The following is a 24,814-nucleotide window of genomic DNA, read 5'->3' on the forward strand; positions in this document are numbered from 1 at the left end:
GCATCCTGGCAGGATGACGTTGTGGCCAATCTCGGGCAGTGGGTTTCGGGTGCGCGGCCGCGGACGTTGCCCAACGCGGTGGCGCCGGTCGTCGCCGGCACCGGCGCCGCGGCCTGGCTGGGATCCGCGGTGTGGTGGAAGGCGCTGCTGGCGCTGGCCGTAGCGCTCGCGCTGACCGTGGGCGTCAACTACGCCAACGACTACTCCGACGGCATCCGCGGCACCGACGACGACCGGGCCGGTCCGGTGCGCCTGGTCGGCTCGCGGCTGGCGGCCCCGCGGGCGGTGCTGGGCGCCGCGCTCGCGAGCCTGACGATCGGGGCGCTCGCCGGGGTGGTGCTGGCGCTGTTCAGCGCGCCGTGGCTGATCGCGGTGGGCGCGGCCTGCATCGCCGGGGCGTGGCTGTACACCGGCGGCTCGAAACCCTACGGCTACGCCGGTTTTGGCGAGGTCGCGGTGTTCCTGTTCTTCGGGCTGGTCGCCGTGCTCGGCACCCAGTACACGCAGGCGTTGCGGGTGGACTGGGTGGGGCTGCTGCTGGCGGTGTCGGTCGGGGCGCTGTCGTCGTCGGTGCTGGTGGCCAACAACCTGCGCGACATCCCCACCGACGCGCGGTCGGGGAAGATCACCCTCGCGGTGCGGTTGGGCGACGCCCGCACCCGCGTCCTGTATCAGGCGCTGCTGGGCACCGCCGGTGTGCTGACGCTGGCGCTCATGGTGGCCACCCCGTGGTGCGCCGCCGGACTGGTGGCCACGCCGCTGGCCCTGCGCGCCATGGCCCCGGTGCGATCGGGCCGCGGCGGCCCGGAGCTGATCCCGGTGCTGCGCGACACCGGGCTGGCGATGGTGGTGTGGGCGATCGCGGTGGCGGCCGCGCTGGCGATAGGTACCTAGAGTGCGAGCAGAGGCAAAGGCCCCCGAAAACGGCGCTGGTGGGGTACTTTTGCGTCTGCCCCGGGGATAGCGAAGGACCGCAATGAAGCAGATTTCCGCGACCAGCGGGCCCACCAACATCGGCTTGCTCAGCGTCGGGTCATACCGCCCCGAACGCGTGGTGACCAACGACGAGCTCTGCGAAAACATCGACTCCTCCGACGAGTGGATCTATTCGCGCACCGGGATCAAGACGCGCCGGTTCGCCGCACGCGACGAATCCGCCGCCTCGATGGCGACCGAGGCCGGGCGGGAGGCGATCGCCAAGGCCTCCCTCGAGGCCTCCGACATCGACTGCGTCATCGTGGCCACCAGCACCCACCTCCTGCAGACCCCCGCGTGCGCCCCCGCGGTCGCGGCGGCGCTGGGCGCCACCGGCGTGCCCGCCTTCGACATCTCGGCGGGCTGCGCCGGGTTCGGGTACGCGCTGGGCGTCGCGGCCGACATGATCCGCGGCGGGACCGCCGCCAGGGTGCTGGTCCTGGGCTCGGAGAAGCTGTCCCCCACGATCGACATGCAAGACCGCAGCAACTGCTTCATCTTCGCCGACGGCGCGGCCGGCGTGGTGGTGGGCGAGACGCCCACGCAGGGCATCGGGCCGACCGTCTGGGGTAGTGACGGCAACCAGGCCAGCGCCATCCGCCAGGACATCGACTGGCTCGACTACCTGGAGAATCCCACCGGCCCGCGCCCCTTCCTGCGGCTCGAGGGCAGCGCGGTCTTCCGCTGGGCGGCTTTCGAGATGGGCAAGGTCGGCCAGCAGGCCATGGACGCGGCGGGGATCCGGCCCGACGAGATCGACGTCTTCGTGCCGCACCAGGCCAACAGCCGAATCAACGAGATTCTGGCCAAGAGCCTCGAGTTGCGGCCGGACGCGGTGATCGCCAACGACATCGAGCACACCGGCAACACCTCGGCGGCGTCCATCCCGTTGGCCATGGCCGAGGTGCTGGCGACCGGGGCGGCCAAGGCCGGCGACCTGGCCCTGCTGATCGGTTACGGCGCCGGCCTGAGCTATGCCGCCCAGGTCGTCCGGCTGCCCAACGGCTGAGCCCTCACCCGTCCTCGCGCGTCTCGTCGGGCGGGGCGTCCCCGTGCAGCCGGGCCTGCAGCAGCTCGCGCTCCCGTCGGCGCCGTTCGCCGGCGATCGCCAGCGCCGCGGTGGCGCGCCGGCGCAGCGGCCCGAACACCCAGATGCCCAGCGGCATCGCGATGATCAGCGCGAACAGCGCGGCCACCACGAGGGGGAACTGCGTGATGCCCGCCAACCGCGCGACGCCATAGATCACGGCGGTGAGCACGACCGCCAGCAGCAACCGCGCCGCCATATATGCCAAAACGGGGACGACGACGTGGTTTTCGGCGCTCTCGCCGCCAGCGCCGTTTCCCGGGCCCCCGATGGTGTTGTCGCTACCTTCGTGTGACACAGCCAAAGCCTACGGCGCGGGTATATTCGCCCGAAGGAGGTGTTGTGTGGTCTACCTGCTGCTCGTCGTGATTTTGGGAACGCTGATCTACGTCGGCTGGCGTGCCGCGCGATCCCAGGTCCACCGACCGAAGACGCGCGTCATCGGACCCGACGACGATCCGGATTTCCTGCGGCGGCTGGGCCACGGCGATAACAACCCGCGCTAGCCAGCTGGATAGCGACCGCCGCTAGCCCAGGACTCCCGGGTTGCGCTGGTCGCCGGGGAATCCGTCGGCGACGATGGCGGCCAGCTCGGTGAGCGCTTCGCGGGTGGGCCGCCGCAGCCGCTCCAGGTCGATCTCGGCGCCCTCCTCCAGGTGCGGGTCGAACGGCACCAGCTGGACCGCGCGGCAGCGCCGGGAGAAGTGCTCGATCACCTTGTTCATGTCGACCTTGCCGGGGCGCGGGCGCACCCCGTTGATGACCGCGATCGAATTGCGGACCAGGTCTTCGTGGCCGTGGGCGTCCAGCCAGTCCAGCGTGGCCGACGCGCTGCGCGCGCCGTCGATGGAGGCCGAGCTGACCACGACCAGGGCGTCGGCCCTGTCCAGCACCGACTTCATCACCGAGTGCAGCAGGCCGGGTCCGCAGTCGGTGAGCACCAGGCCGTAGAACCGCTCCAGGATGTCCAGGATCCGCCCGTAGTCCTCGGCGCTGAAGGCCTCCGAGATCGCGGGGTCGGTCTCCGAGGCGAGCACCTCCAGGCCGCTGGGACCCTTCGAGGTGTAGCGGCGCACGTCGCTGTAGCGCTCGATGGTTCCGGCGTCGTGCAGCAGCTGACGCACGGTCGCGGCGGTCTCCAGCGGGATCTTCTGGCTCAGCGTGCCGCGGTCGGGGTTGGCGTCCACGGCCACCACGCGGTCGCCGCGAATGGAGGCGAAGGTGGCGCCCAGCGTCGCCGCGATCGTCGTCTTGCCGACACCGCCCTTCAGCGACAGGAACGCCACCCGGTACGAGCCGCGCAACGGCCGGTTCACCTGGGCGACCAGGTTGTTGTAGCGGCTGGCCCGGGGGCTTTCGCCCAGGTTGATCAGCCCGCCGGACATCTTGTACAGCAGCAGCCGCCACCCGTCGGACGGCGGCGGCTGGACCGGCCGCAGCAACATGCCGGTGGACAGCTCCGGATACGGCGTGTGCGGGAGGTGCTCGGGGCGCTGCGGCGCCCCCTGCATCTGGGTGGGCGGGGCGTCCGGCCCGGCGTAATAGGCGCCGTAGGCGGTCGGGTCGACGCGCGGGATGCCGGTGACCGGGGTGGAGTCCCACGGCGGCATGGCGCCGGGCCGCGGCGCGGTGGGCGGGGCCGCCTGCTGGTGTTCGGGGGTGGGGACGCGGCGCTCGGTGCGGAATCCGGCGAAGGCGCGAGTCGGGGCGTCCCCGCCCGACTCCGGTTGCGGTTCGCCCGCGTCCTGCTGGGCGGGCGCCGATGACGTCTGTGGGGGAATTTGCGTGGTCGGTTGTTCGGGCGCCCCCACGCCCGCCGTTGGATGCTCGGACACTGCATTCCCCCTTGTTGTGCGCTTGTCGTGCGCTATTCCGTTGTGTGCGTTATTCGGGGCGGTTGTTCGCTCTCACCCGACGCCCGCATACGAATGCAGGCCGACAGTCACCAGATTAACGAAGAACAAATTGAAGACCATCGCCACAAAGCCCGCGACGTTGATCCACGCGGCTTTGCGGTCCCGCCATCCGGCGGTCGACCTGGCGTGCAGGTAGGCGGCGTATATCACCCACGCGACGAAGGACACGGTCTCTTTGGGGTCCCAGCCCCAATACCTGCCCCAGGCCTCTTCGGCCCAGATGGCCCCGAAGATGACCCCGAACCCGAAGACCGGAAACGCGAAGATCGTCGTGCGGTAGGCGATGCGGTCCAGGGTTTCCGCGTCCGGGAAGCGCCGCACCAGCCGGGCCGCGGCGCTGTCGGTATCGGGATCCCCCAGCCGCGAGGTGCGCAGCAGGAACAGGATGCTGGCGATCCCGGCGACCAGGAACACCCCGGATCCCAGGCTGACGACGGACACGTGGATGGGCAGCCAGTAGGACTGCAACGCGGGCATCACGGGCGCGGCGTTGGTGTAGAGCCAGCGTCCCGACACCGTGAGCAGGATCAGCACCGGCAGCAGCAGAAAGACCCACAGGGGACGGTATTGGGGGCGGCGCAGCACGACGGCCCCGGCGATCAACCCGCACAGGCAGGTCAGGTTGATGAATTCGTACATGTTGCCCCACGGCACCCGCACCGTGGCCAGGCCGCGCAGCACCAGGCAGGCAAACAGCAGGCCGATGCCCAGGTACACCACGGACAACCCGGCCCGCCCGACGCGCTCGTCGAGCGGGCGCTGGTCCGGCTGTTCGACCACCCCGGGGGTGGCGGAGTCGGCGCTCACCGCGCCGGCCAGCACCCGGGCGCGCTGGTCCGCGCGGCGCCCGCCGGCGTACGCCAGCTCGAAGGCCAGCAGCAGCAGCGCGATGACCAGCGCGACGACGGCCGACGTAAACGCCCAGTCGGAGTAGCGCGCCAGCTCGACGTTGACGTGCAGCGTGTTCATGTGACGTCCACCTGAGAACTCCTTTGGGACGCGGGGGGCGTCTCGGCGCGGCCGGCCCCGCCCAATCCGTCCAGCAACCGCTCGGTCAATCGCTCGAACTCGTCGCCCCACCCGGAGTTGTCGGTGCGCGCCAGCCCGCCCAGCTCGACGTTCACCGTACCGGGTGCCCCGCCGGCGTCGGGCGTCAGACGGACCCACACGCGGCGGCGGCGCACCAGCAGCGACACCACCAGACCGCCCATCATCGTGATCGCGAAGACGAGCACCCAGGTCTGGCCGGGGTCGTGGGAGACCTGGAGGTTGACGAACGGCACGGCGCCGACGAAGCGGATCACGGTGCCGGCGGCCGGCCCCTGGTCGATCCGGACCGCCTGGCCCGCGCGCAGGTTGACCCGCTTCTCCTTGGTCAGCCGGCCCTGCTCGATCAGCCGGGGATCGAGGGTGAACAGCGACTGGGGCCGCCCGGTGTCCAGGCCGGTGTCGCCGCGGTAGATGTCGACGGCCACCGCGGGGGCGTTCAGGGCCGGGAACCGCGACGACAGCAGCGTGCCGTCCAGCTGCTCGGTCGGCGCGAGCAGGCCCTGGATCGCGATCTGGTGCGCGCGGCGCTCCGCCGGGGTGGGATAGGTGCCGGCCGGCGGGTCGATGCGGGCCACGCCCGAGGAGAGCAGGGTCTGCGGATTGTCGGGTCGCCACTGCACGGTCGACGTGCGGACCTGCCCGTCCGGGAACGTGACGCTGAAGGTGGGCGCGTAGCCGTGCCCCTGCAGGTACACCCGGTCACCGCCGAGCCGCAGCGGGTGGTTGACCTCGAGCCGGTAATGGCGCCAGGTGTTGGCGGTCAGGTCCTCGCCGGACTGGTAGGCGATGTTCGCCGCGAACGAGGTGGCCTGCCCGGACGGCAGGTAGTGCGCCGCGAAGTCGTCGACCCGGATGCACAGCGGGTGCAACGAGGTGCCGTCAACGGTGTTGCCGGCTCGGAACGAGTCGAACGCGGCCGGCGACGCGGAACAGAAGCCGGGGCCGCCGTCGGCGATGACGATCACGTTGCCCTCGTAGCCGAACAGCTTGCCGACGGCCACCGCGACCAGCAGGCCCAGCAGCGAGAAGTGGAAGACGATGTTGCCGAATTCGCGGAGGTAGCCCTTTTCCGCGGACACCTCCACGACGTCGGAAGCCGCGCCGTCTTCGTGGCGGATGGCGGTGCGCCAGCCGCGCAGCCGGTCGGTGATCGCGTTGGCCAGGGTGTTGAGCTCTTCGGCGCCGGCCCGGATCTGGTGGCTGGCGTGCTTGGGCAGCCGGGCCAGGTTGCGCGGGGCGGCGACCGGGGTGGACCGCAGGCTGCGGACGTGCTCGATCATCCGTGGGGTGAGGCAGCCGACCAGGGACACGAACAGCAGCACGTAGATGGCGGTGAACCAGAAGCTGGAGAACACGTTGAACGCCTGCAGCCGGTCCAGCCAGGGCCCGATCACGGGGTGGGCCTTGAGGTAGTCGTCGACCTTGCCGGCGTTGAGGTTGCGCTGCGGCAGCAGGGCGCCGGGGATGGCGCCGAGCGCGAGCAGGAACAGCAGCACCAGCGCGGTGCCCATCGAGGTCAGCGCGCGCCACGTGTTGCGCCCCCACGCGAGGAGTTGCCTCAAATCGGGAGCCTCACGTCGGACACGAACGCGTCGCGCAGCCAGGAGACGAAGTCGTTCCACACCCCGGTGACCAGCAGGGCGCCGACGGTGATGAGCAGCACGCCGCCGAACACCTGGATGGCCCGGGTGTGCCGGCGCAGCCAGCCCAGGCCCGCCACCGCGCCCGCCGAGCCGAATGCCAACAGCACGAACGGGATCCCCAGCCCCAGGCAGTACGCGATCACCAGCACGATGCCGCGCGCCACGCTGGCGCCGTCGGTGGCCGAGGCGACGGTGATCACGCCGGCCAGCGTCGGCCCCAGGCACGGCGTCCAGCCCAGCGCGAACACCGCGCCCAGCACCGGCGCCCCGGCGACCGTCGTCAGCTGCCGCGGGCTGAACCGCGCCTGGCGCTGCAGGGCCGGGATGAGCCCGACGAACACCAGGCCCATCACGATGGTCAGCACGCCGCCGGCCCGCTGCAGCAACAGCTGGTTGGTGATCAGCGTGGTCGTCATGCCCAGGACGGCGACGGTGCCCAGGATGAACACCGCGGTGAACCCGGCGACGAACAGCGCCGCCGATCCCGCGACCCGCCAGCGCGCGCCCGGCGGGGCTTTCACGGCGCCGGGGGGCGGTTGTTCGTCCACGCCGACGACGGCGGCCAGGTACGACAGGTAGCCGGGCACCAGTGGCACCACGCAGGGCGAGGCGAACGACACCAGCCCGGCCAACAGGCACGCGCCGAGCGCCACCAAAAGCGGTCCGGCGGCGGCGATCTGGGTGAAACCGGTCACTCGTGGGCCAATCGTTGCACCATCGGCTGCAGGTCGCCCGCCAGCATCTCGCGCAGGAAGACCGCCGCGACGCGGTGCTGACGGTCCAGGACCAGCGTGGAGGGGATCACGGTGGTGGGGTACTTGCCGCCGAACGCGATCACCGTGCGCATGGCCGGGTCGTAGATCGACGGGAACGTGACGTGGCGGTCGTTGACGAAGTCCAGTGCCGCCTGCCGGTTGTTGTCGCGGACGTCGATGCCGAGAAACGACACCCCGGCGCCGCGGGTGGCGTCATACACCTGCTGCAGCTGGGTGACCTCGGCGCGGCACGGCCCGCACCACTGCCCCCAGATGTTGATGACCACCACCCGGCCGGCGAAGATCGGATCGTCCAGCGACAGCGTGTGCGCGGGGTCGGCCAGGTCGGGGCCCGCCAGGGGGCCGGGGCGGCCACGGCTGGACGGCGGGTCGTAGGAGATGTCGGTCTTGCCGCCGGGCGAGACGAACTCGAAGGTGCCGCCCTGGGCGACCGCATCGTGGCCCGAGGAACAGCCGGCGAGCAGGCCGGAAACCAGGGTCGCCAGCGCGGCCCCGGTCATCGCCAGCCCTCGTATGTTCAAGGGGCCGCCGGCTCGGAGTACTCGACGCCGGCCAGCCGGTCGCCGTCGTAGACCAGGGTGGTCACCGACGCGAGGCCGCATTGCCGCCGCCGCGGGTCGTGCCACAGCCGCTGACCGGTCAGGTGCAGGCGCAGCGTCCACACCGGCAGTTGGTGGCTGACGCACACCACCTCGTGGCCGGCGCCGCGGGCGCGGGCCTTGTCCACCGCCGTCTCCATCCGGGCCGCGATCTCGGTGTAGGGCTCCCCCCACGACGGCCGGAACGGGTTGCGCAGCTGCCACCACACCCTGGGGTCGCGCCAGGCGCCGTCGCCGGGGCTGACGCGCCGGCCCTGGAAGAAGTTGGCGGATTCGATGAGGTCCGGGTCGGTGTCGACGGGGAGGCCGTGCTTGGCGGCGATGGGCGCGGCGGTTTCCTGGGCGCGTTGCAGGGGCGAGGCGATCACCGCGACGATGTCGCGGTGATCGAGGGCGTCGGCCACCGCGGCCGCCTGCGCCCGGCCCGCCTCGGACAGGTGAAACCCGGGCAGCCGCCCGTAGAGGACGCCGCTCGGGTTGTACACCTCGCCGTGCCGCACGACGTGCACCCGGGTCTGCTCGGCCATCAGGACTTCCCCTCCTCGGCTTCGGCGGCGGCCCGCGCGGCGCCCGGCAGCGCCTCGGCGATGCGGTCGAAGGCGCCGTCGTCGAGCGCGGTCGAGACGAACCACGCCTCGAAGGCGCTGCACGGCGGGTAGACGCCCGCGTCCAGCAGCGCGTGAAAGAACGGTGGATAACGCCAGGTCTGGCTGGCGCGCGCGGAGCCGAAGTCCGTGATCGGAGTGTCGGAGAAGAACACGCTGAGCATGTTGCCGGCCCGCGGAATCTGGTGCGCCACACCGGCATTCGTCAACGCGTCGGAAAAGAGCCCGGCCAGGCGGTCGGCGTTGGCGTCCAGGGTCGTGTAGGCGGCGGCATCGGCGTTGCGCAGTGTCGCCAGCCCGGCGGCCATCGCGACCGGGTTTCCCGACAGCGTGCCGGCCTGATACACCGGGCCCAGCGGCGCCAGCCGCTCCATCACCTCGGCCCGCCCCCCGAAGGCGGCGGCCGGCAACCCGCCGCTCATCACCTTGCCGAAGGTGAACAGGTCGGCGTCGACGGGATCGATTCCGTACCAACCGCTTCGGCTGACACGGAAGCCCGTCATCACCTCGTCGATGATCAGCAGCGCGCCGTGTTCGGCGGTGATGGTCCGCAGTGCCGCGTTGTAGCCGGGCGCGGGGGGAACCACCCCCATGTTGCCGGGACTGGCTTCGGTGATCACCGCGGCGATCTGGTCGCCGAACCGGGCGAAGGTCTCGCGCACGGCCTCGATGTCGTTGTAGGGCAACACGATGGTGTCGGCCGCCGTCGCCCCGGTGACGCCCGGTGAGGACGGCAGACCCAGCGTCGCCACCCCGGAGCCCGCGTCGGCGAGCAGCGCGTCGACATGGCCGTGGTAGCAGCCGGAGAACTTGATGACCTTGGCCCGGCCGGTGAAGCCGCGGGCCAGCCGCACCGCGCTCATGGTGGCCTCGGTGCCGGAGTTGACCAGGCGGACCCGGTCGACCGGTGCCACCCGCCCGATCATCTCGGCGGCCAGCTCGCTCTCCGCAGGCGTGGGCGCCCCGAACGACAGGCCCGAGGCGGCGGCCTTCGCGACGGCGTCGACCACGGCGGGGTGGGCGTGGCCCAGGATCATCGGGCCCCACGAGCAGACCAGGTCCACGTAGCGGTTGCCGTCGGCGTCGGTCAGCCAGCAGCCGCGCGCCTGCGTGATGAACGGCGGCGTCCCGCCGACCGCGGTGAATGCTCGAACGGGAGAGTTCACGCCGCCCGGAATGACGGCGCAGGCGTCCTCGAACAGCCGCGCCGAGGCCGCCGTGGCCCGAGGGGCTCCGGTGGCGTGCGCGGTCGCCCGATCACTGCTTCCCATGACGACTAGTGTCCCAGCCTTCGCGGCCCGTCCAACTACAGGGTGTAGCAGGGCAGGCCGGTCGGCCGGTCAGGCCCCTTGCCGTTCGGCTTCCTGCGCCTTTTGATAGTCGTGGCGCGCGGCGTCGCGTTCCTTTTCCGCCGCGCGCTGGTGCGCGGCGACATCGCCGAGGCGCTGGGCGACCGCGCGCTCATGGACTTCGGCGGCCCGCTCGTGCGCGACGGCGGCGTCGTAGTGGCGCTGCACTCCGCGGCGGTGAGCCTCCTCGTCGCGCTCGTGCGACGCCTCGGCGCGCTCGGCGGCGCGGCGCGCGTCGTCCACGGTGACGGCCTTGCCCGCGGCGAGTTCCTCCCCCCGGCGCACCAGCTCCTCCGCGCGCCGGGCGGCCTCGTTACCTGCCGCCTGCCCCATGAGACGACATTAGACCCGTGGCCCCACAAAGATCGGGTTGTCCTGGCCCGGGGCCTGCGAGTTGGATGGGAGGATGCAACTCCCCCAAGGACTTGCCCGGTTCAACCGTCACGTCACCAACCCGATCCAGCGGATGTGGGCCGGTTGGCTCCCGTCCTTCGGGATCCTGGAGCACGTGGGGCGGCGCTCGGGCAAGCCGTACCGCACACCAGTGAACGTGTTTCGCACCGAGGTCGACGGCAAACCCGGGGTGGCGATCCTGCTGACGTATGGCCCCGACCGGGATTGGCTGAAGAACCTGACCGCGGCGGGCGGCGGGCGCCTACGCACCCGGGGCAAAACCGTGGGTGTCGCCGATCCGCGCGTGGTCTCCAAGGCCGAGGCGGCGGCGCACGTGTCCCGCGGCGTGCGACGGGTTTTCGCCAGGCTGCCGTTCGAGCAGGCGGTATTGCTCACCCTGACGTCCTGAACGCGCGGGTGATGCGGATCGCGGCGATCGTCGAGCGGGCGGTCGGCCTCGAGGGCGGTCGACGCGGCGGGCCCGCCAACGCGGTGGTCAACTTCTCCGGTCACACCGTCTCATTGGTCGCGGTGATCGCCGACGTGATCCGGGGCGGGCGGCCCGTGGCGGGCGTGGCGTTCAACTCGATCGGGCGGTTTGCGCAGAGCGGGATCCTGCGCGACCGGATGATCCCGCGGGTAATGGCCGCCTCCCCCGACACGCTGCTGGATGCGTCCGGGTTCCTCGATCCGGCCGCGGTCGTGGCGCGCGCGCTGGCCGACGAGAAACCCGGCGGTCATGGGGACCGGGCGGCCGCAGCGGGAGCGCTGGAACTGGCGTGCTGGGACCTCAACGCCAAGCTGCGCGACGAGCCCGCGTGCGTGACGATCGCCCGCCACGCCGGGCGGGATCCCGCGCCGGCGGTGCCGGTGTATGCCGCCGGCGGCTACTACTACGCCGAGGGCGGCGTCGAGAGGCTGCGCCGCGAAATGCGCGGGTACCTCGACCTCGGCTATGACGCGGTCAAGATGAAGATCGGCGGCGCCGCGCTGGGCGAGGACCTGACGCGGATCGAGGCCGTCGTCGACGCCGTCGGCGACGCGGGACGGGTCGCGGTCGACGCGAACGGCCGCTTCGTCCGCGCACAGGCCACCCGCTGGGCGGACGCGCTGGCCCCCTACGGCCTGCGCTGGTACGAGGAGCCGGGTGATCCCCTCGATTACGCGCTGCACCGCGCGGTGACGGACCGCTACGACGGCGCGGTGGCCACCGGCGAAAACCTGTTCTCGGTGCCGGACGTCACAAACCTGGTTCGCTACGGGGGCATGCGGCCGAATCGTGATGTCTTCCAAATGGATCCGGGGCTGAGCTACGGGCTGGGCGAGTACATGCGGATGCTCGACGTCCTGGAGGCTCATGGTTTCGATCGCCGGTTCGCGTTTCCGCACGGCGGGCACCTGATCAACCTGCACGTCGCCGCCGGGCTCGGCTTGGGCGGGTGTGAGGCTTACCCGGGAGTGTTCGCGCCGTTCGGCGGCTATTCCGATGCCTGCGTGGTCTCGGGCGGCCGGATCGCGCCAACGGACGCAGCCGGGTTCGGCCTCGAGGAGAAGGCCGGCCTGGCCGAACTGATCGCGGAGCTGACCGGAGGGTGCGGATGAAGATCGCGGTAATCGGTTGCGGGGCAATGGGTTCCATTTACGCCGCCCGGCTGGCGACCGCGGGTAACGACGTGCTGGCCATCGACCGCCACGAGCCCAGCGTCGAACGGATCAGCCGCGACGGCCTGCGGGTCACCGGCCCGGGCTACGACCGGGTGGTGCCGCTGCGGGCCAGCACCACCGCGCCGGACGAGCCGATGGATCTGATCGTGCTGGCGATCAAGGCGGCCGACGTGACAGTCGGTGCGCGCCAAGCCCTTCCGATGCTGGGGCCGGCCACACCGGTGCTGACCATCCAGAACGGTTTGGGATCGGCGGAGACGGTCGCCGGCATCGTCGGCGCCGAGCGCGTCGCCGTCGGCATCGCCAGCGGGTTCGGGGCGTCGCGGGTGGCCCCCGGCCATGTGCATCACAACGCCATGCGGGCGATGCGCTTCGGCGCCCACTCGTCGCTGCCGCATGCGACGGTCGAAACGATCGCGCGGGCCTGGACCGACGCCGGATTCGACGCCGCCGCGGTCACCGACATCGCCGCCATGCAGTGGGAGAAGCTCATCTGCAACGCCGCCTACAGCGCGCCGTGCGCGCTGACCGGCATGACCGTCGGCCAGGTGATGGACGATCCGGAGATGGCTCCGGTCAGCCGGGCCGCCGCCACCGAGGCGTGGACCGTCGCCCGCGCGTCCGGCATCGCGGTGGCCGTCACCGACCCTGTCGCCCACGCGCGCGACTTCGGCGCGCAGATGCCCGACGCCAAACCGTCGGCGCTGCTGGACCACGAGGCCCGCCGCGTCAGCGAGATCGACGTCATCAACGGCGCGGTGCCGCGCCAGGGCGCACGGGTCGGCGTCGCGGCGCCGGTGAACGCGACGCTGACCGCCTTGATCAAAGCGATCGAACGGCAGTGGGGCTGACCGGGCTCCGCTAGAACGGGCCAGGACGGGTATACGGCACCGGCACGCGCCGCGATGAGAGGAAGCCGCCGATGACCGACACCGTCACCGACTCGGGCCGCGAGCAGCGCCTGACCGAGCGCGTCGAACAGCTGTACGCCAACGACCCGCAGTTTCGGGCCGCCGCGCCGTCGCAGGAGGTGACCGAGGCCGCGCACCGCGCGGGACTGCGGCTGGCCGAGGTCGTCGACATCTACCTGAGCGGTTATGCCGATCGGCCCGCCCTCGGCCAGCGCGCCTGCGAGGTGGCGCGCGATCCGGCGACCGGGCGCGCGGCGACGTCCCTGCTGTCGGGGTTCGAGACCATCACCTACCGCGAGCTGGGTGACCGGGTCGCGGCGCTGGCCGCCGCGTGGCGCTCCGGCCTGCCCGGCGGGTTGCGCCCCGGCGACTTCGTCGGCGTCCTGGGCTTCACCAGCATCGACTACGTCGTGCACTACCTGGCGTGCATCCGGCTGGGCGCGGTGTTCGTGCCGCTGCAGACCAGTTCGACGGCGGCCCAACTCGCCCCGATCGTCGCCGAGACGTCGCCGCGCATCCTGGCCGTGAGCGTCGAGTCCCTCGGCACCGCGGTCGATGTCGTCCTCGAGGCACCGTCGGTCCAGCGCCTGGTGGTGTTCGATTACACCAGCGACGACGACGAACAGCGCGGCCGCTACGACGACGCCCGCGCGCGCCTGCGCGACGCCGGGCACGGCGCCGAGATGGTGGCGCTCGCCGCCGAGCTCGCGTCCGGTCGCGGGCGCCCGGCGCCGGAGGCCCACGTTCCGGGCCAGGGCGAAAACCCGCTGGCCACACTGGTTTACACCTCCGGCAGCACCGGCACCCCCAAGGGCGCGATGTACACCGCCGACATGATGACCCGGATCTGGCAGCGCCCGCACAGCCCCTCGGTGGACATCGGCCGGGTGATCCCGGCCATCCACCTGCAGTATATGCCGCTGTCGCACGTGTACGGGCTGGAGTGGCTGATCGCCACCCTGTCCTCCGGCGGCATCGGCTACTTCGCCGCCAAGAGCGACATGTCCACCCTGTTCGACGACATCGGCTTGGTCCGGCCCACCGCGTTGAACCTCGTCCCCCGGGTGTGCGACATGTTCTTTCGCCGCTACCGCAAGGAGCTCGACCAACGAGCCGGCGACGGCCTCACCGCCGAACAGCGCGACGAGGCGGTGAAAGCCGAACTGCGGCAAGACTTCATCGGCGGGCGGGTCATCTCGGCGATGTGCGGCAGCGCGCCGCTGTCCAAGCAGATGCACGCCTTCATGGAGTCGCTGCTCGACGTCACCGTGGCCGACGGCTACGGCGCGACCGAGACCGGCGGCGGCATCATGCGCAGCGGCCGGATCAGGCGCCCGCCCGTCACCGACTACAAACTCGTCGACGTCCCCGAGCTGGGCTACCTCACCACCGACAAGCCCTACCCGCGCGGCGAGCTACACCTGAAGGCCAGCAACGTGATTCCCGGATACTTCAAGCACCCGGAGCTGTCGGCGCAGATCTTCGACGACGAGGGGTTCTACAAGACCGGCGACATCATGGCCGAGCTGGGGCCCGACCACCTGATGTATCTGGACCGCAGCAACAACGTCATCAAACTCTCGCAGGGTGAATTCGTCGCCGTCTCCCAGCTGGAGGCCACCTTCTCCACCAGCCCCTACATCCGCCAGATCTTCCTGTACGGCAGCAGCGAGCAACCGTTCCTGCTCGCGGTGATCGTGCCGAACGTCGACGCCGTCGGCGGCGGCGACGCGCGCGCCCTGATCGCGGAGTCGCTGCAGCAGATCGCCGCCGACTCCCACCTGCACCCGTACGAGGTCCCGCGCGACTTCCTGCTGGAGCCGCAGCGTTTCACCCGGGACAACGGCCTGCTGTCCGGGGTGGGCAAGCTGCTGCGTCCGGCCCTCAAGGCGCGCTACGGCGAGCGCCTCGACGCCATGTACGACGAGATCGAGGCCAGCCACGGCAACCAGCTCGACGAGCTGCGCTCCGCGAGCCGCGAGCTGCCCACCATCGACACGGTGCGGCGGGCGGCCGCGGCAACCCTGGGCCTGCCGGCGGACACCGCGCTGCGCGGCGACGCGAAGTTCATTGAGCTGGGCGGTGATTCGCTGTCGGCGTTCTCCTTCGCCACGCTCCTGTCGGAGATCTTCCACGTCGACGTGCCCGTGCAGACCATCGTCAGCCCCACCGCGACCCTGGCCACCGTCGCGAACTACGTTGACGGCGAACGGACTTCGGAATCGACGCGGCCGACGTTCGCCTCGGTGCACGGCCGGGGCGCCACCGTCGCCCGCGCCGCGGATCTGACGCTGGCCAAGTTCATCGACGACGACACGTTGGCCGCCGCGCCCCACCTGCCGGCGCCGACCGGCGCCGTCAACACCGTGCTGCTGACCGGGGCCAACGGCTACCTCGGGCGCTTTCTGTGCCTGGATTGGCTGGAGCGCCTGGCCCCCACGGGCGGCACGGTGATCTGCCTCGCCCGCGGGGCGGACCCGACCGCCGGGCGTCAGCGCATCGAGGCGGCCATCGACAGCGGCGACGCCGAATTGTCGCGGCGTTTCCGCCAATTGGCCGACAAACATCTTCAGGTGCTCGTCGGTGACGTGGGCGCCGCCAACCTCGGGCTGGACACGCCCACCTACCAGCGCCTGGCGCGATCGGTGGACCTCGTCGTGCATTCGGCCGCCCTGGTCAACCACGTGCTGCCGTACAGCCAGCTGTTCGGCCCGAACGTGGTGGGCACGGCCGAGATCGTCAAGCTCGCGATCAGCCAGCGCCTCAAGCCGATCAACTACATCTCCACCGTGGCCGTGACGACGCTGCCGGATGGCAGCTTCATCGGCGAGGACGCCGACGTGCGTTCGGCCAGCCCCTCGCGCTCCCTCGACGAGTCGTATGCCAGCGGGTACGCGACCAGCAAGTGGGCCGGCGAGGTGCTGCTGCGCGAGGCCCACGACCTGTGCGGCGTGCCGGTCGCGGTCTTCCGGTCCGACATGATCCTGGCGCACAGCGATTTCGCCGGTCAGCTCAACGTGCCGGACATGTTCACTCGGCTGATCTTGAGCCTGGTGGCGACCGGGATCGCGCCGCGATCCTTCTATCAACTCGACGCGTCCGGCAACCGGCAGCGCGCCCATTACGACGGGCTGCCAGCCGATTTCACCGCCGAGGCCATCACCACGCTGGGCGCGCGCACCCGGCAGGGTTACCACACCTACAACGTGCTCAACACCCATGACGACGGCGTCTCGTTGGACACCTTCGTGGACTGGCTCATCGCCGACGGGCACAAGATCGAACGAGTCGACGACTACGACGAGTGGCTGGCCAGATTCACCGCGGCGATGAAGTCGCTGCCAGACAACCAACGGAAGAGTTCCCTGCTGCCGCTGATGAGCGCCTACGCCAAGCCTGGCCGGCCGACGCACGGCACCGGCATGCCCGCCGAAAGGTTCCGCGCGGCAGTGCAATCCGCGGGCATCGGCAGGGACCGGGATGTGCCGCACGTGACGGAGGCGTTGATCGACAAGTACGTCGCCGATCTGCAGCGGCTGGGATTGTTGCGCACCCGTGCCGGAGCGCACGCGGGCTGAGGGACCGCGCGCCGGTGTGTGCTCAGTCGCCGGGAGCCACGCCGACGCGTCCGCGCCGCCGGGCGACGACGTAGAGCCCGATCACCACCGCCCAGGACAGCAGGCCGAGCCACAGCTGACTGCGCGCCCGCTGATCGAACGCCATCTGCACCAGCACCGCGGTGATCCCGGTCAGGGTGAGGATGGACAACACCGGGAAGAACCACATCTTCACCGTCAGCTTGTCCGCGGGCGTGCGGCGGCGCAGGACGATCTGCGACAGCGCGATCAGCCAGTAGACGAACAGGATGACCGCGCCAGATGAGTTGAGCAGGAACAGGAATACCGTGTGGGGCGCGACCCGCGCCATGATGACGCACCCGAATCCGACGGCCGACGAACACAGGATCGCGAGATGGGGGACGCCGCGGCCGCTCAGCCGGACCAACCGCATCGGCGCCTCCCCCCGATCGGCGAGGACGAACAGCATGCGCGACGCCGTGTACAGCCCGGAGTTCAAACACGACAGCACCGCGGTGAGCACGACCGCGTTCATCACCTGATCCGCTCCGGGCAACCCCATGTGCTTGAGCGCGGCCACATACGGCGAGCCGCCGAGTTGTCCCGAGTCCCACGGCAGGATCGCGACGAGCAGGAAGACCGAACCGACGAAGAAGATGCCGATGCGCACCACGATCGACCTGGTCGCCCTTTGGACCGCGAGCTCGGGGTCGCGGCTTTCCGCCGCCGCGACGGTGACGATCTCGGCGCCCACCATCGAGAAGATCACCACCACGATCGCGGCGAACACCGCGCCCACACCGTGAGGAAAGAACCCGCCGTGTGCGTGCAGGTTGGCCAGGCCCCCACGATGGCCCGGCACCAGGCCCAGGACGTACGCCGAGCCGACGGCGAGGAAGATCGCGATGCTCGCGACTTTGATTCCGGCGAACCAGAATTCGAACTCCCCGAACGACGTCACGGAGAAGAGGTTGGTCGCGGTCATCAACACCATCAAACCCAGCGACAACACCCAAAGCGGCGCGTGCAACCAGTAGGTGAGGACTTTACCGCCGGCGACCGCCTCGAAGCCCACCACGATCACCCAGAAGTACCAATACAGCCAGGCGACCGAAAACCCCGCCCATCGGCCCAGGGCGCGGGCCGCGTAGTCGGCGAACGATCCCGTCGACGGGTTCGCGGCCGCCATCTCGCCCAGCATCCGCATGACCAGGACGACGAGCAGGCCGCACAGGGCGTAGGTGAGGAATGCGGCCGGCCCGGTGTCCTTGATCACCACGCCCGATCCGACGAACAGGCCGGCACCGATCACGCCGCCGAGGGCGATCATGCTGAGTTGGCGCTGCGACAGCCCTTGGCGCAGTTGCGAAGTGCCAGCCACGACCAGCCACCCCCTGCGCGCATCCCGGTGTTGGTTATCAACCACAGCACATCGGGCGTCGCGACACCAGGTCCGCGCCCCTAAAGATACAAGTCGCGCTCGCGAATCAGCGCCGTGGCCACCACGCTAATGACCGCTGTCACAACCAAATACCCGCAGGCCAGCCACGGCGCGCCGCCGTGGGCCGCGATCAGCGCGGTCAGGATCATCGGGGTGACCCCGGAGGCATAGATCCCCGACACCTGGTAGACGAACGACAGCCCGGTGTAGCGGGTGCTCGTGGGATACAGGGCGGAATACAGCGTGCCCTGCGCCCCGTAGAACAGCGCGTGCACGACGCCGAAGACGATGATCATCGCCAGGCCGAACCACAGCAGCTTCTTGGTGCCGAACAGGGCGAAGGCGGGGAAGGCCGTCAGGCCGTAGCAGGCGATACCCACCAGGTACACCCGTCGCGCACCGAAGCACTCGGTCAATCGTCCCGAAATCGGCAGCAGCACAGCCATCAACAACGCGGCGACGGTCACGGCCACCAGGACCGACACCCGGTTCAGCCCCAACGCTCCCGTCGCGTAACTGATCGCGAACACGCCCCAGGTGTTGAAGGCCGAGCCTTCCGCCCAGCGCGACAGCAACCCGAGCAGCGTGTTGCGCCGCGCGCGGGGCTCGCGAACGATGTCCCGCAGCGGCACGGTGGACGCGGCCTGAAGGTCTTGCAGCTCCCGGAACGCGGGAGTCTCGTCGACCCGCAATCGCACCACGATGCCGATCACCACCAACAGCAGGCTCAGCAGGAATCCGATGCGCCAGCCGTATGCGAGGAATCGGTTCGGCCCCAACACAATCTGCAGATAAGCGAAGATGCCCGTACCCATGGCCAGTCCGAGCGCCAGCCCGACTTGTGGGACGGCACCATAGCGGCCGCGCCGGTCGTCGGGGCTGTGTTCGACGGCCAACAGCACCGCGCCGCCCCATTCGCCGCCGAGCGCGAAACCCTGCAGCACGCGCAGCACCAGCAGCAGTACTGGTGCCCACGCTCCGATCTGCGCGGCGGTCGGCAACAGCCCGATCAATGCCGTCGCGCCGCCCATGATGAGCATCGTCAAGGCCAGGCTGCGCTTGCGGCCGATCCGGTCACCGATGTGCCCGAACACCACGCCCCCGATGGGCCGCATGACGAACCCGACGGCGAAGGTGGCGAACGCCAATAGTGTTCCCACCAAGGAACTTTCATTCGGAAAGAACACCTTGTTGAAGACCAGCCCGGCCGCCGTGGCGTACAGGAAGAAGTCGTACCACTCAACCGTGGTCCCCAACAGGCTCGCCGCGACGACGATGCGCAACCGCCGACGCCGCTGATCGGATCGTTCGGCGACCGGACACGCGTCGGCCAGCCCGGCGGCGGGTGCCGATGCGGGCGACGTGGCGGCCATCGCCCTTAGTGCGCCGACGCGACCGCGAAGGGCGTCGCCCCGGCCGGATGCGACTGGCGGTTGGGGTGACGCCACAGGCCCATCCGCTCCAGAATCGGCAGCACGCCCTCACCGAACCAGTAGGCCTCCTCCAGATGCGGATATCCCGACAAGATGAAGTGGGTGATCCCCAAATTGGCGTATTCGGCCAGCCGTTCGGCGACCTCGGCGTGCGACCCGACCAGGGCGGTGCCCGCTCCCCCACGCACCAGGCCCACGCCGGCCCACAGGTTCGGCGCGATCAGCAACTTGCTGCTGTCGCCGCCGTGCAGCTCCCGCATCCGGCGCTGGCCCTCGGATTCGCTGCGCGCCAGGCTGTCCTGAACCCGTGCGATGTCCGCGGGGTCGATGGCGGCCAGCAACCGGTCGGCCTCCGCCCATGCCTGCGCGGACGTGTCACGGCTGATCACGTGAATCCGCAAGCCGTACCGCAGGATTCGTCCGGCGTCAACGGCCAGCCCACGGACCCAGTCCAACTTCTTGGCGACCGCGGTCAGCGGCTCGCCCCAGGTGAGATACACGTCGGATTGCTTGGCCGCCACCGGACCCGCGGCCGCCGACGACCCGCCGAAGAACACCGCCGGTATCGGATCGGGCGGGTTGTTCAGTTGCGCGCCTTCGACCCGGATGTGCTCCCCGGAAAAGGTCACCGGCTCCCTCGAGGTCCACAGCTGCCGCACCACGTGCAAGAACTCGGCGGTGCGGGCGTAGCGCGCCTCCTTGTCCAGGAAATCCCCGTAGGCGCGCTGCTCGTGCGGTTCGCCACCGGTGACGACGTTGAGCAGCAGGCGTCCCTCCGAGTGCCGCTGGAAGGTCCCGGCCATCTGGGCCGCCAGGGTGGGACTGAGCAGCCCGGGCCGAAACGCCACCAGAAATTTCAGGGTTTCGGTCGATTCGACCAGCATCGCCGTCGTCAACCACGCGTCCTCACACCACAATCCGGTGGGGGTGAGAACCGCTTCGAACCCGTTGTCTTCGGCGGCCGTACAGATCTGGTGCAGATACCGCAGCGTGGCGGGCCGGTCGCCGGACATCGGCGTTCCGTGCCCGCCCGCGACCAGATTCCGCGAATCGCCGTAGGTCGGTAGAAACCAATGAAACGCGAGACTCACGTCACAATCCTCTTTCGCCCCTGTGCACACCAAAGCTCCATCCTTCGCAATTCGCGGCCGTAGGGCGAGGGTTGAAACCTTCGAGATTGCATTCCCGGCGCGGGGGTCTGCCGCTGCGCCAGAAGGCAATACGATCGCAATGTTTCCGGTGGTGGCAAGCCTCGTCGCCACCGCTACGATGTGAGCCGGCGCCGCAACCCGTTGCGGAGGCGCAAACCCTCCGGGCCGTCCTTGTCGCCCGTAAAGATCACCGCATCGTGACCGAAAGGTCACGCCAGATCACACAATGCTTCCAATACGGCGTGGCTCGGCGGGTAATCCCCGCTGCGGGCGGCATCATTGCGATCATGCCTGACCTCACACGCCGGGCGGTGCTCCGGATGGGCGCCGGTGCCAGCCTCGGAGCCGCCGGCGTGTTCGCGTTCAGCTCGCTGCTGGCCGCGGAGACGTCGCAGGCCGCGACGCTGCCGCAAGCTCCCGCCCCGTTCGAGCCGCCGACGGCGGGCAGCGCCCTGCCGAACAGGCTGACCGGGTCGTTCGTGTCGGCCGCCCGTGGGGGCATCAAGACCAACTACGTGATCGCCATGCCGCCCGGCCAGAGCAAGATGCTGCGTCCGGTGATCGCGCTGCACGGTGTGGACGGCGACGCCAACCAGATGATCGACATGGGCGTGCCCGACGGGCTGGCCCGGCTGGCCAAGGAGGGCAAGCCGCCGTTCGCGGTCGTCGGCGTCGACGGCGGCAACACCTACTGGCACAAAAGGACTTCCGGCGAGGACTCCGGCGCGATGGTGCTCGACGAGCTGCTGCCCATGCTGTCCACGATGGGTTTCGACACGTCCCGCGTCGGCTTCATGGGGTGGTCGATGGGCGGGTACGGGGCGCTTCGTTTGGGTGCCAAGCTGGGCCCGTCCCGGACCGCCGGAATCTGCGCCATCAGCCCGGCCCTGTACACGTCGTACGCGACAAGCGCCCCGGGCGCATTCGACAGCAACGAGGACTTCGTGCAGAACAGCGTGATGGGTGTGCTGGCGCTGAATTCCATTCCGCTGCGCGTGGATTGCGGCAACTTCGACCGCTTCTATTTCGCCACAAAGCAATTCGTCTACCAGTTGAAGACGCCACCGGCGGGCAGCTTCTCGCTCGGCGGACACGACGTCGCCTACTGGCGCAGCCAACTACCCGGCGAACTGGCCTGGATGGCGACCTGAGCCAACGATGACACTTCGGGAGGAATCAGTCGCCGGCAGCCCACACCGCGTGGAGCGGCGGACTTCCCGAAGGGGATTCCGGCCCGACATCGAGGGGCTGCGCGCCGTCGCGGTGATCGCCGTCGTGCTCTACCACGCCGGCATCCCCGGGGTCAGCGGCGGCTACATCGGGGTGGACGTCTTCTTCGTCATCTCCGGCTTCCTCATCACCGGGCTGCTCTTCCGGGAGGCGGACGCCACGAATACCGTTGCGCTGGGCCGGTTTTACGGCGTGCGCGCCCGACGACTGCTGCCGGCCGCGGCCATCGTCGGCACCGTCACGGCCATCGCCGCCGCCGCGGTGCTGCCGCCGCTGCAGGCCCGCAGCGTGTTCCTCGACGGCATCGCCAGCGCCCTGTACGTCGGCAACTATCGGTTCGCCCTGCACGGCACCGACTACCTGACCACCGACGCGCCGTCGCCGTTCCAGCACTACTGGTCGCTGGGCGTCGAGGAGCAGTTCTACCTCGTGTGGCCGGTGCTGATCATCGCCACCGCGTGGTTGGTCCAGCGCGTCCCGTTCCTGCGCGGCGCGGTAAAGCGGGCGGCGCCGTACGCGGCGGTCCTCGCGGTGGTCGCCGCCGCGTCGTTGACGGCCGGCGCGCTGTGGACCCGGACGTCGCCGTCGTGGGCGTTCTTCTCGCTGCCGACCCGGGCCTGGGAACTGGCGGCCGGCGGCCTGGTGGCCCTGTCGCTCCAGCAGTGGCGGCGCCTGTCGCTGCTGACCGCGTCGATCGCCGGGTGGGGCGGCCTGGTGTTGATCGTGGCGACCTGCACCCAGCTGGGCGCCCACACCCCCTACCCCGGCGTCGAGGCGCTGCTGCCCGTGCTGGGCACCGCGCTGATCGTCGGCGGCGGAGCCGTCACCGGCGGGCTCGGGCCCGGCCGGCTGCTGTGCCGCCCAGCGATGCGCGCCATCGGCCGCATCTCCTACTCCTGGTACCTGTGGCACTGGCCGGTGCTGCTGCTGATGCCGGCGCTGCTCGGCGAGCCCGCCGGGCTGCCGGCCCGCCTGAGCGCGACGGCCGTCTCCGCCGGGCTGGCCGTCATCACCCTGCATCTGGTGGAAAACCCGGGCCGCTTCGCCGCGGCCCTGCGCCGCTCGGCGAAGGTCAGCCTGGCCGTGGCGGGCGGGGCCAGCGCCGCCACGGCGTGTGCATGCATGCTGCTGCTCAACGTGATCCCCGCGCCGGTGGGCCACGGCGTCGCGGCGCCCCGGGCCAACATCGTCGCGGCGCCCCCGGCGGGCGTCGCCGCCGTCAGCCCGCAGGAAGCGGCGGTCCGTCAGGCCTTCGACCAGGCGCGCGTCGTGCTCGCGGGGGCGGCCGGCCTGCGCGCCGTCCCATCGAACCTCGACCCCCCGCTGGACAAGGCGCCGGCCGACAAGGCCGCCGTGTTCGTCAACGGCTGCGTGCGGTCCTGGCGCGACGTCGGCCAAAGCGAATGCGCCACCGGCGATACCGCCTCGCCGACCACCGTGGCCCTGATCGGCGACTCGCACGCCGCCATGTGGAACCCGGCGTTCGAGCAGCTCGCCGAGCAGCGGCACTGGCGGCTGGAGACGCTGGCCAAGGTGACCTGCCCGCTGCAGGACCTGCACATCGTGAGCCCGTATCTGGGCCGCGAGTACACCGAATGCGAGCAGTGGCGCGCCGACATCATGGGCCGGATGAACGCCGAACACCCGCGCCTGGTCGTGCTGGACATGAGCCGACGCTACGGCGGGGACTTCGGCTTCACCTCCTACGATCCGGCGTGGATCGACACCCTGGGACGCACCGTGGCGCAATTGCGCGCCACCGGCGCCACCGTCCTGGTGCTGGGGCCCGGCGCCGATCCGCACTCGCCCGCCCCGAGCTGCCTGTCCGCCCACCTCGATGACGCAACCGCTTGTGCGCCAACACGATCCGTGGCCGTCAACGACGACGGGATCGCCGCCGAGCGCGCCGCGACCGTCGGAAGCGGCGGGCACTACGCCGACCTGACCGACCTGTTCTGCGCCCCGGACCGCTGCCCGCTGATCGTCGGCAACACCCTGGTGTTCCGCGACGACAACCATGTGACGACGCAGTACGCGCGGCTGCTGGCGCCGGTGATGGGTGTGCTGGTGGACCGCGCCGTGGCGGACGGGTGAACGGCGATGAACTTCTCGCGGCGGACGAACGTCAGATCAGTGAAGGGTTTTTGGAGGGTTTAGCTCATGTCTCCACTGCTGCTGGTCTGCATCGCGGTCGCCGCGCCCTTCGCCGGAGTCGGCCTGCTCCACCTGCAAGATCGCCTGGAGCGGTGGGACTACGAGCGCCACGCGGAGGACTAGGCGGCCCGTCACGTCGAGAGCTGAGTACGGATCAGCGGCGCGATCTTGTCGGCCATGTACTGGTGCCCCGCGTCGTTCGGGTGCACGCCGTCGGGGCCGATCAGGTCGGGCCTGCCGACGAACCAGTGTTCGGCGATCGGGTCGATGAACGTCGCCCCGGCGGCCCCCGCCGCGCCGCCCAGGACGTCGCGAATCAGGAACATCGATGGCGGAACGTCGGCGGTCGGCCACGGCGGGCCGATCACCAGCAAGCGCGCGGCCGGCGCAAACCGGCGCGCCAGATCCAAAGCGGCGTGGGTCTTTTCGGTCAGCAGCAGGGGATCGATACCCTGGTCGTTGCGGGAGCCGAAGAACACCACCAGCGCGTCATCGGGGTGGACGGCCCTGGCGGTCAGGTCCTCGAAGGTGCTGCCGTGGTCACCGGGCGCGGCGTAACCGGCGCGGCCCTCGGCCGCCACATCGGCCGAAACCCGCGAGCCCCGCGCACCGAGCGCCTGCCACGCGCGCGACGGCCATGACCGCGCGCCGAGGCCGCCCTCATCGGTACCGGTGGTGTACGAATCCCCGATGACCGCCAGGTGATTGAGCCGGAAGTCCAGCGTCAGCGTCGCGTAAGTGCGCACCTGCGGTGGGTATGCGATGCCCACGCCCCCCAGAAAACTAAACCCAATGAGAAAGGTGGCCAGACGACTCACTCATACCTCCACTGTCAACGGCATGGTCGGGTGCCGCCGT

At 70.4% G+C, this 24,814-nt stretch carries 22 protein-coding genes; 9 read left to right on the forward strand and 13 right to left on the reverse strand.

The features are described 5' to 3' along the window. Positions 1-21 precede the first annotated feature (21 nt). Both W7U_RS18320 and W7U_RS18325 read left to right on the forward strand, forming a co-directional pair. The gene (locus W7U_RS18320; protein WP_008261080.1) at positions 22-894 is read left to right on the forward strand and encodes a 1,4-dihydroxy-2-naphthoate polyprenyltransferase; all 873 of its coding nucleotides are present in this window, start codon (positions 22-24) and stop codon (positions 892-894) included. A gap of 82 nt (positions 895-976) precedes the next feature. Beyond that, positions 977-1,984 (forward strand): beta-ketoacyl-ACP synthase III, encoded by a 1,008-nt coding sequence (locus W7U_RS18325; protein ID WP_008261082.1) that lies wholly within the window; start codon positions 977-979, stop codon positions 1,982-1,984. Positions 1,985-1,988: 4 nt separating this feature from the next. Here the strand turns inward: W7U_RS18325 and W7U_RS18330 are convergent, their stop codons facing one another. Further along, entirely contained in the window at positions 1,989-2,360 is a 372-nt protein-coding gene (locus tag W7U_RS18330; RefSeq protein WP_008261083.1) for a DUF4229 domain-containing protein, read from the reverse strand. Between the two features lie 46 nt (positions 2,361-2,406). Here W7U_RS18330 and W7U_RS25975 point away from each other — a divergent pair, with 46 nt between their 5' ends. Continuing rightward, positions 2,407-2,568 (forward strand): hypothetical protein, encoded by a 162-nt coding sequence (locus W7U_RS25975; RefSeq protein WP_008261085.1) that lies wholly within the window; start codon positions 2,407-2,409, stop codon positions 2,566-2,568. A gap of 21 nt (positions 2,569-2,589) precedes the next feature. Here W7U_RS25975 and W7U_RS18335 read toward each other — a convergent pair whose 3' ends face one another. From W7U_RS18335 to W7U_RS18370, 8 genes are all read right to left on the reverse strand, one after another. Beyond that, positions 2,590-3,897: a MinD/ParA family protein gene (locus tag W7U_RS18335; RefSeq protein WP_008261087.1), complete on the reverse strand. Its 1,308-nt coding sequence runs from the start codon at positions 3,895-3,897 to the stop codon at positions 2,590-2,592. A gap of 72 nt (positions 3,898-3,969) precedes the next feature. Then, the gene (ccsB, locus tag W7U_RS18340; protein ID WP_008261089.1) at positions 3,970-4,947 is read right to left on the reverse strand and encodes a c-type cytochrome biogenesis protein CcsB; all 978 of its coding nucleotides are present in this window, start codon (positions 4,945-4,947) and stop codon (positions 3,970-3,972) included. After that, positions 4,944-6,539 (reverse strand): cytochrome c biogenesis protein ResB, encoded by a 1,596-nt coding sequence (locus W7U_RS18345; protein ID WP_008261091.1) that lies wholly within the window; start codon positions 6,537-6,539, stop codon positions 4,944-4,946. Before W7U_RS18345 ends, ccsB begins: the two co-directional genes overlap by 4 nt. A 47-nt stretch (positions 6,540-6,586) precedes the next feature. Further along, positions 6,587-7,366, reverse strand: coding sequence for a cytochrome c biogenesis CcdA family protein (locus tag W7U_RS18350; RefSeq protein ID WP_008261093.1), 780 nt, complete (start codon positions 7,364-7,366; stop codon positions 6,587-6,589). Then, entirely contained in the window at positions 7,363-7,947 is a 585-nt protein-coding gene (locus tag W7U_RS18355) for a TlpA disulfide reductase family protein (protein WP_008261095.1), read from the reverse strand. The genes W7U_RS18350 and W7U_RS18355 overlap by 4 nt, the downstream gene beginning before the upstream one ends. 17 nt (positions 7,948-7,964) lie before the next feature. Next, positions 7,965-8,573 carry a histidine phosphatase family protein gene (locus tag W7U_RS18360; protein ID WP_008261096.1) on the reverse strand — a complete coding sequence of 203 codons (609 nt, stop codon included), beginning with the start codon at positions 8,571-8,573 and terminating at the stop codon, positions 7,965-7,967. Further along, positions 8,573-9,922, reverse strand: coding sequence for a glutamate-1-semialdehyde 2,1-aminomutase (gene hemL, locus W7U_RS18365; protein ID WP_008261098.1), 1,350 nt, complete (start codon positions 9,920-9,922; stop codon positions 8,573-8,575). The genes W7U_RS18360 and hemL overlap by 1 nt, the downstream gene beginning before the upstream one ends. A 69-nt stretch (positions 9,923-9,991) precedes the next feature. Next, positions 9,992-10,333 (reverse strand): hypothetical protein, encoded by a 342-nt coding sequence (locus tag W7U_RS18370; protein WP_008261101.1) that lies wholly within the window; start codon positions 10,331-10,333, stop codon positions 9,992-9,994. Positions 10,334-10,406: 73 nt separating this feature from the next. Between W7U_RS18370 and W7U_RS18375 the strand changes: the two genes are divergently transcribed. The 4 genes from W7U_RS18375 (at position 10,407) to car (ending at position 16,547) form a co-directional block, all read left to right on the forward strand. Then, complete coding sequence (locus tag W7U_RS18375; protein WP_008261103.1) at positions 10,407-10,802, forward strand: nitroreductase family deazaflavin-dependent oxidoreductase; 396 nt, start codon at positions 10,407-10,409, stop codon at positions 10,800-10,802. A gap of 11 nt (positions 10,803-10,813) precedes the next feature. After that, on the forward strand, positions 10,814-11,995 hold the full coding sequence (locus W7U_RS18380; RefSeq protein WP_008261105.1) for an enolase C-terminal domain-like protein: 1,182 nt from the start codon (positions 10,814-10,816) through the stop codon (positions 11,993-11,995). Further along, on the forward strand, positions 11,992-12,909 hold the full coding sequence (locus W7U_RS18385) for a 2-dehydropantoate 2-reductase (RefSeq protein WP_008261107.1): 918 nt from the start codon (positions 11,992-11,994) through the stop codon (positions 12,907-12,909). The genes W7U_RS18380 and W7U_RS18385 overlap by 4 nt, the downstream gene beginning before the upstream one ends. Positions 12,910-12,980: 71 nt before the next feature. Continuing rightward, positions 12,981-16,547: a carboxylic acid reductase gene (car, locus tag W7U_RS18390; protein ID WP_008261110.1), complete on the forward strand. Its 3,567-nt coding sequence runs from the start codon at positions 12,981-12,983 to the stop codon at positions 16,545-16,547. A gap of 22 nt (positions 16,548-16,569) precedes the next feature. Here car and W7U_RS18395 read toward each other — a convergent pair whose 3' ends face one another. The 3 genes from W7U_RS18395 to W7U_RS18405 form a co-directional block, all read right to left on the reverse strand. Next, positions 16,570-17,928 carry an amino acid permease gene (locus tag W7U_RS18395; protein ID WP_014712423.1) on the reverse strand — a complete coding sequence of 453 codons (1,359 nt, stop codon included), beginning with the start codon at positions 17,926-17,928 and terminating at the stop codon, positions 16,570-16,572. A gap of 80 nt (positions 17,929-18,008) precedes the next feature. Further along, entirely contained in the window at positions 18,009-19,361 is a 1,353-nt protein-coding gene (locus W7U_RS18400; RefSeq protein ID WP_008261114.1) for an MFS transporter, read from the reverse strand. A 5-nt stretch (positions 19,362-19,366) separates the two neighbouring features. Continuing rightward, positions 19,367-20,512: an LLM class flavin-dependent oxidoreductase gene (locus W7U_RS18405; protein WP_008261116.1), complete on the reverse strand. Its 1,146-nt coding sequence runs from the start codon at positions 20,510-20,512 to the stop codon at positions 19,367-19,369. 347 nt (positions 20,513-20,859) lie between these two features. Here W7U_RS18405 and W7U_RS18410 point away from each other — a divergent pair, with 347 nt between their 5' ends. Then, the gene (locus W7U_RS18410; RefSeq protein WP_193375012.1) at positions 20,860-21,723 is read left to right on the forward strand and encodes an alpha/beta hydrolase-fold protein; all 864 of its coding nucleotides are present in this window, start codon (positions 20,860-20,862) and stop codon (positions 21,721-21,723) included. Positions 21,724-21,772: 49 nt separating this feature from the next. Continuing rightward, positions 21,773-23,896, forward strand: a complete 2,124-nt coding sequence (locus tag W7U_RS18415) for an acyltransferase family protein (protein WP_008261120.1) — start codon at positions 21,773-21,775, stop codon at positions 23,894-23,896. Positions 23,897-24,087: 191 nt separating this feature from the next. Here W7U_RS18415 and W7U_RS18420 read toward each other — a convergent pair whose 3' ends face one another. After that, complete coding sequence (locus W7U_RS18420; RefSeq protein ID WP_036429529.1) at positions 24,088-24,774, reverse strand: GDSL lipase; 687 nt, start codon at positions 24,772-24,774, stop codon at positions 24,088-24,090. Positions 24,775-24,814: the final 40 nt, after the last annotated feature.

The organism is Mycobacterium sp. H4Y (assembly GCF_000364405.1).
In the GTDB taxonomy this organism is placed as follows: Bacteria; Actinomycetota; Actinomycetes; order Mycobacteriales; family Mycobacteriaceae; genus Mycobacterium; species Mycobacterium intracellulare.

Bases quoted from the DNA above. Each gene is read 5' to 3' on its own strand.
- ccsB (WP_008261089.1), bottom strand. From the start codon at position 4,947: ATGAACACGCTGCACGTCAACGTCGAGCTGGCGCGCTACTCCGACTGG.
- W7U_RS18375 (WP_008261103.1), top strand. From the start codon at position 10,407: ATGCAACTCCCCCAAGGACTTGCCCGGTTCAACCGTCACGTCACCAAC.
- hemL (WP_008261098.1), bottom strand. From the start codon at position 9,922: ATGGGAAGCAGTGATCGGGCGACCGCGCACGCCACCGGAGCCCCTCGG.
- W7U_RS18400 (WP_008261114.1), bottom strand. From the start codon at position 19,361: ATGGCCGCCACGTCGCCCGCATCGGCACCCGCCGCCGGGCTGGCCGAC.
- car (WP_008261110.1), top strand. From the start codon at position 12,981: ATGACCGACACCGTCACCGACTCGGGCCGCGAGCAGCGCCTGACCGAG.
- W7U_RS18325 (WP_008261082.1), top strand. From the start codon at position 977: ATGAAGCAGATTTCCGCGACCAGCGGGCCCACCAACATCGGCTTGCTC.
- W7U_RS18370 (WP_008261101.1), bottom strand. From the start codon at position 10,333: ATGGGGCAGGCGGCAGGTAACGAGGCCGCCCGGCGCGCGGAGGAGCTG.
- W7U_RS18385 (WP_008261107.1), top strand. From the start codon at position 11,992: ATGAAGATCGCGGTAATCGGTTGCGGGGCAATGGGTTCCATTTACGCC.
- W7U_RS18410 (WP_193375012.1), top strand. From the start codon at position 20,860: ATGCCTGACCTCACACGCCGGGCGGTGCTCCGGATGGGCGCCGGTGCC.
- W7U_RS18345 (WP_008261091.1), bottom strand. From the start codon at position 6,539: ATGGGCACCGCGCTGGTGCTGCTGTTCCTGCTCGCGCTCGGCGCCATC.
- W7U_RS18380 (WP_008261105.1), top strand. From the start codon at position 10,814: ATGCGGATCGCGGCGATCGTCGAGCGGGCGGTCGGCCTCGAGGGCGGT.
- W7U_RS18355 (WP_008261095.1), bottom strand. From the start codon at position 7,947: ATGACCGGGGCCGCGCTGGCGACCCTGGTTTCCGGCCTGCTCGCCGGC.
- W7U_RS18360 (WP_008261096.1), bottom strand. From the start codon at position 8,573: ATGGCCGAGCAGACCCGGGTGCACGTCGTGCGGCACGGCGAGGTGTAC.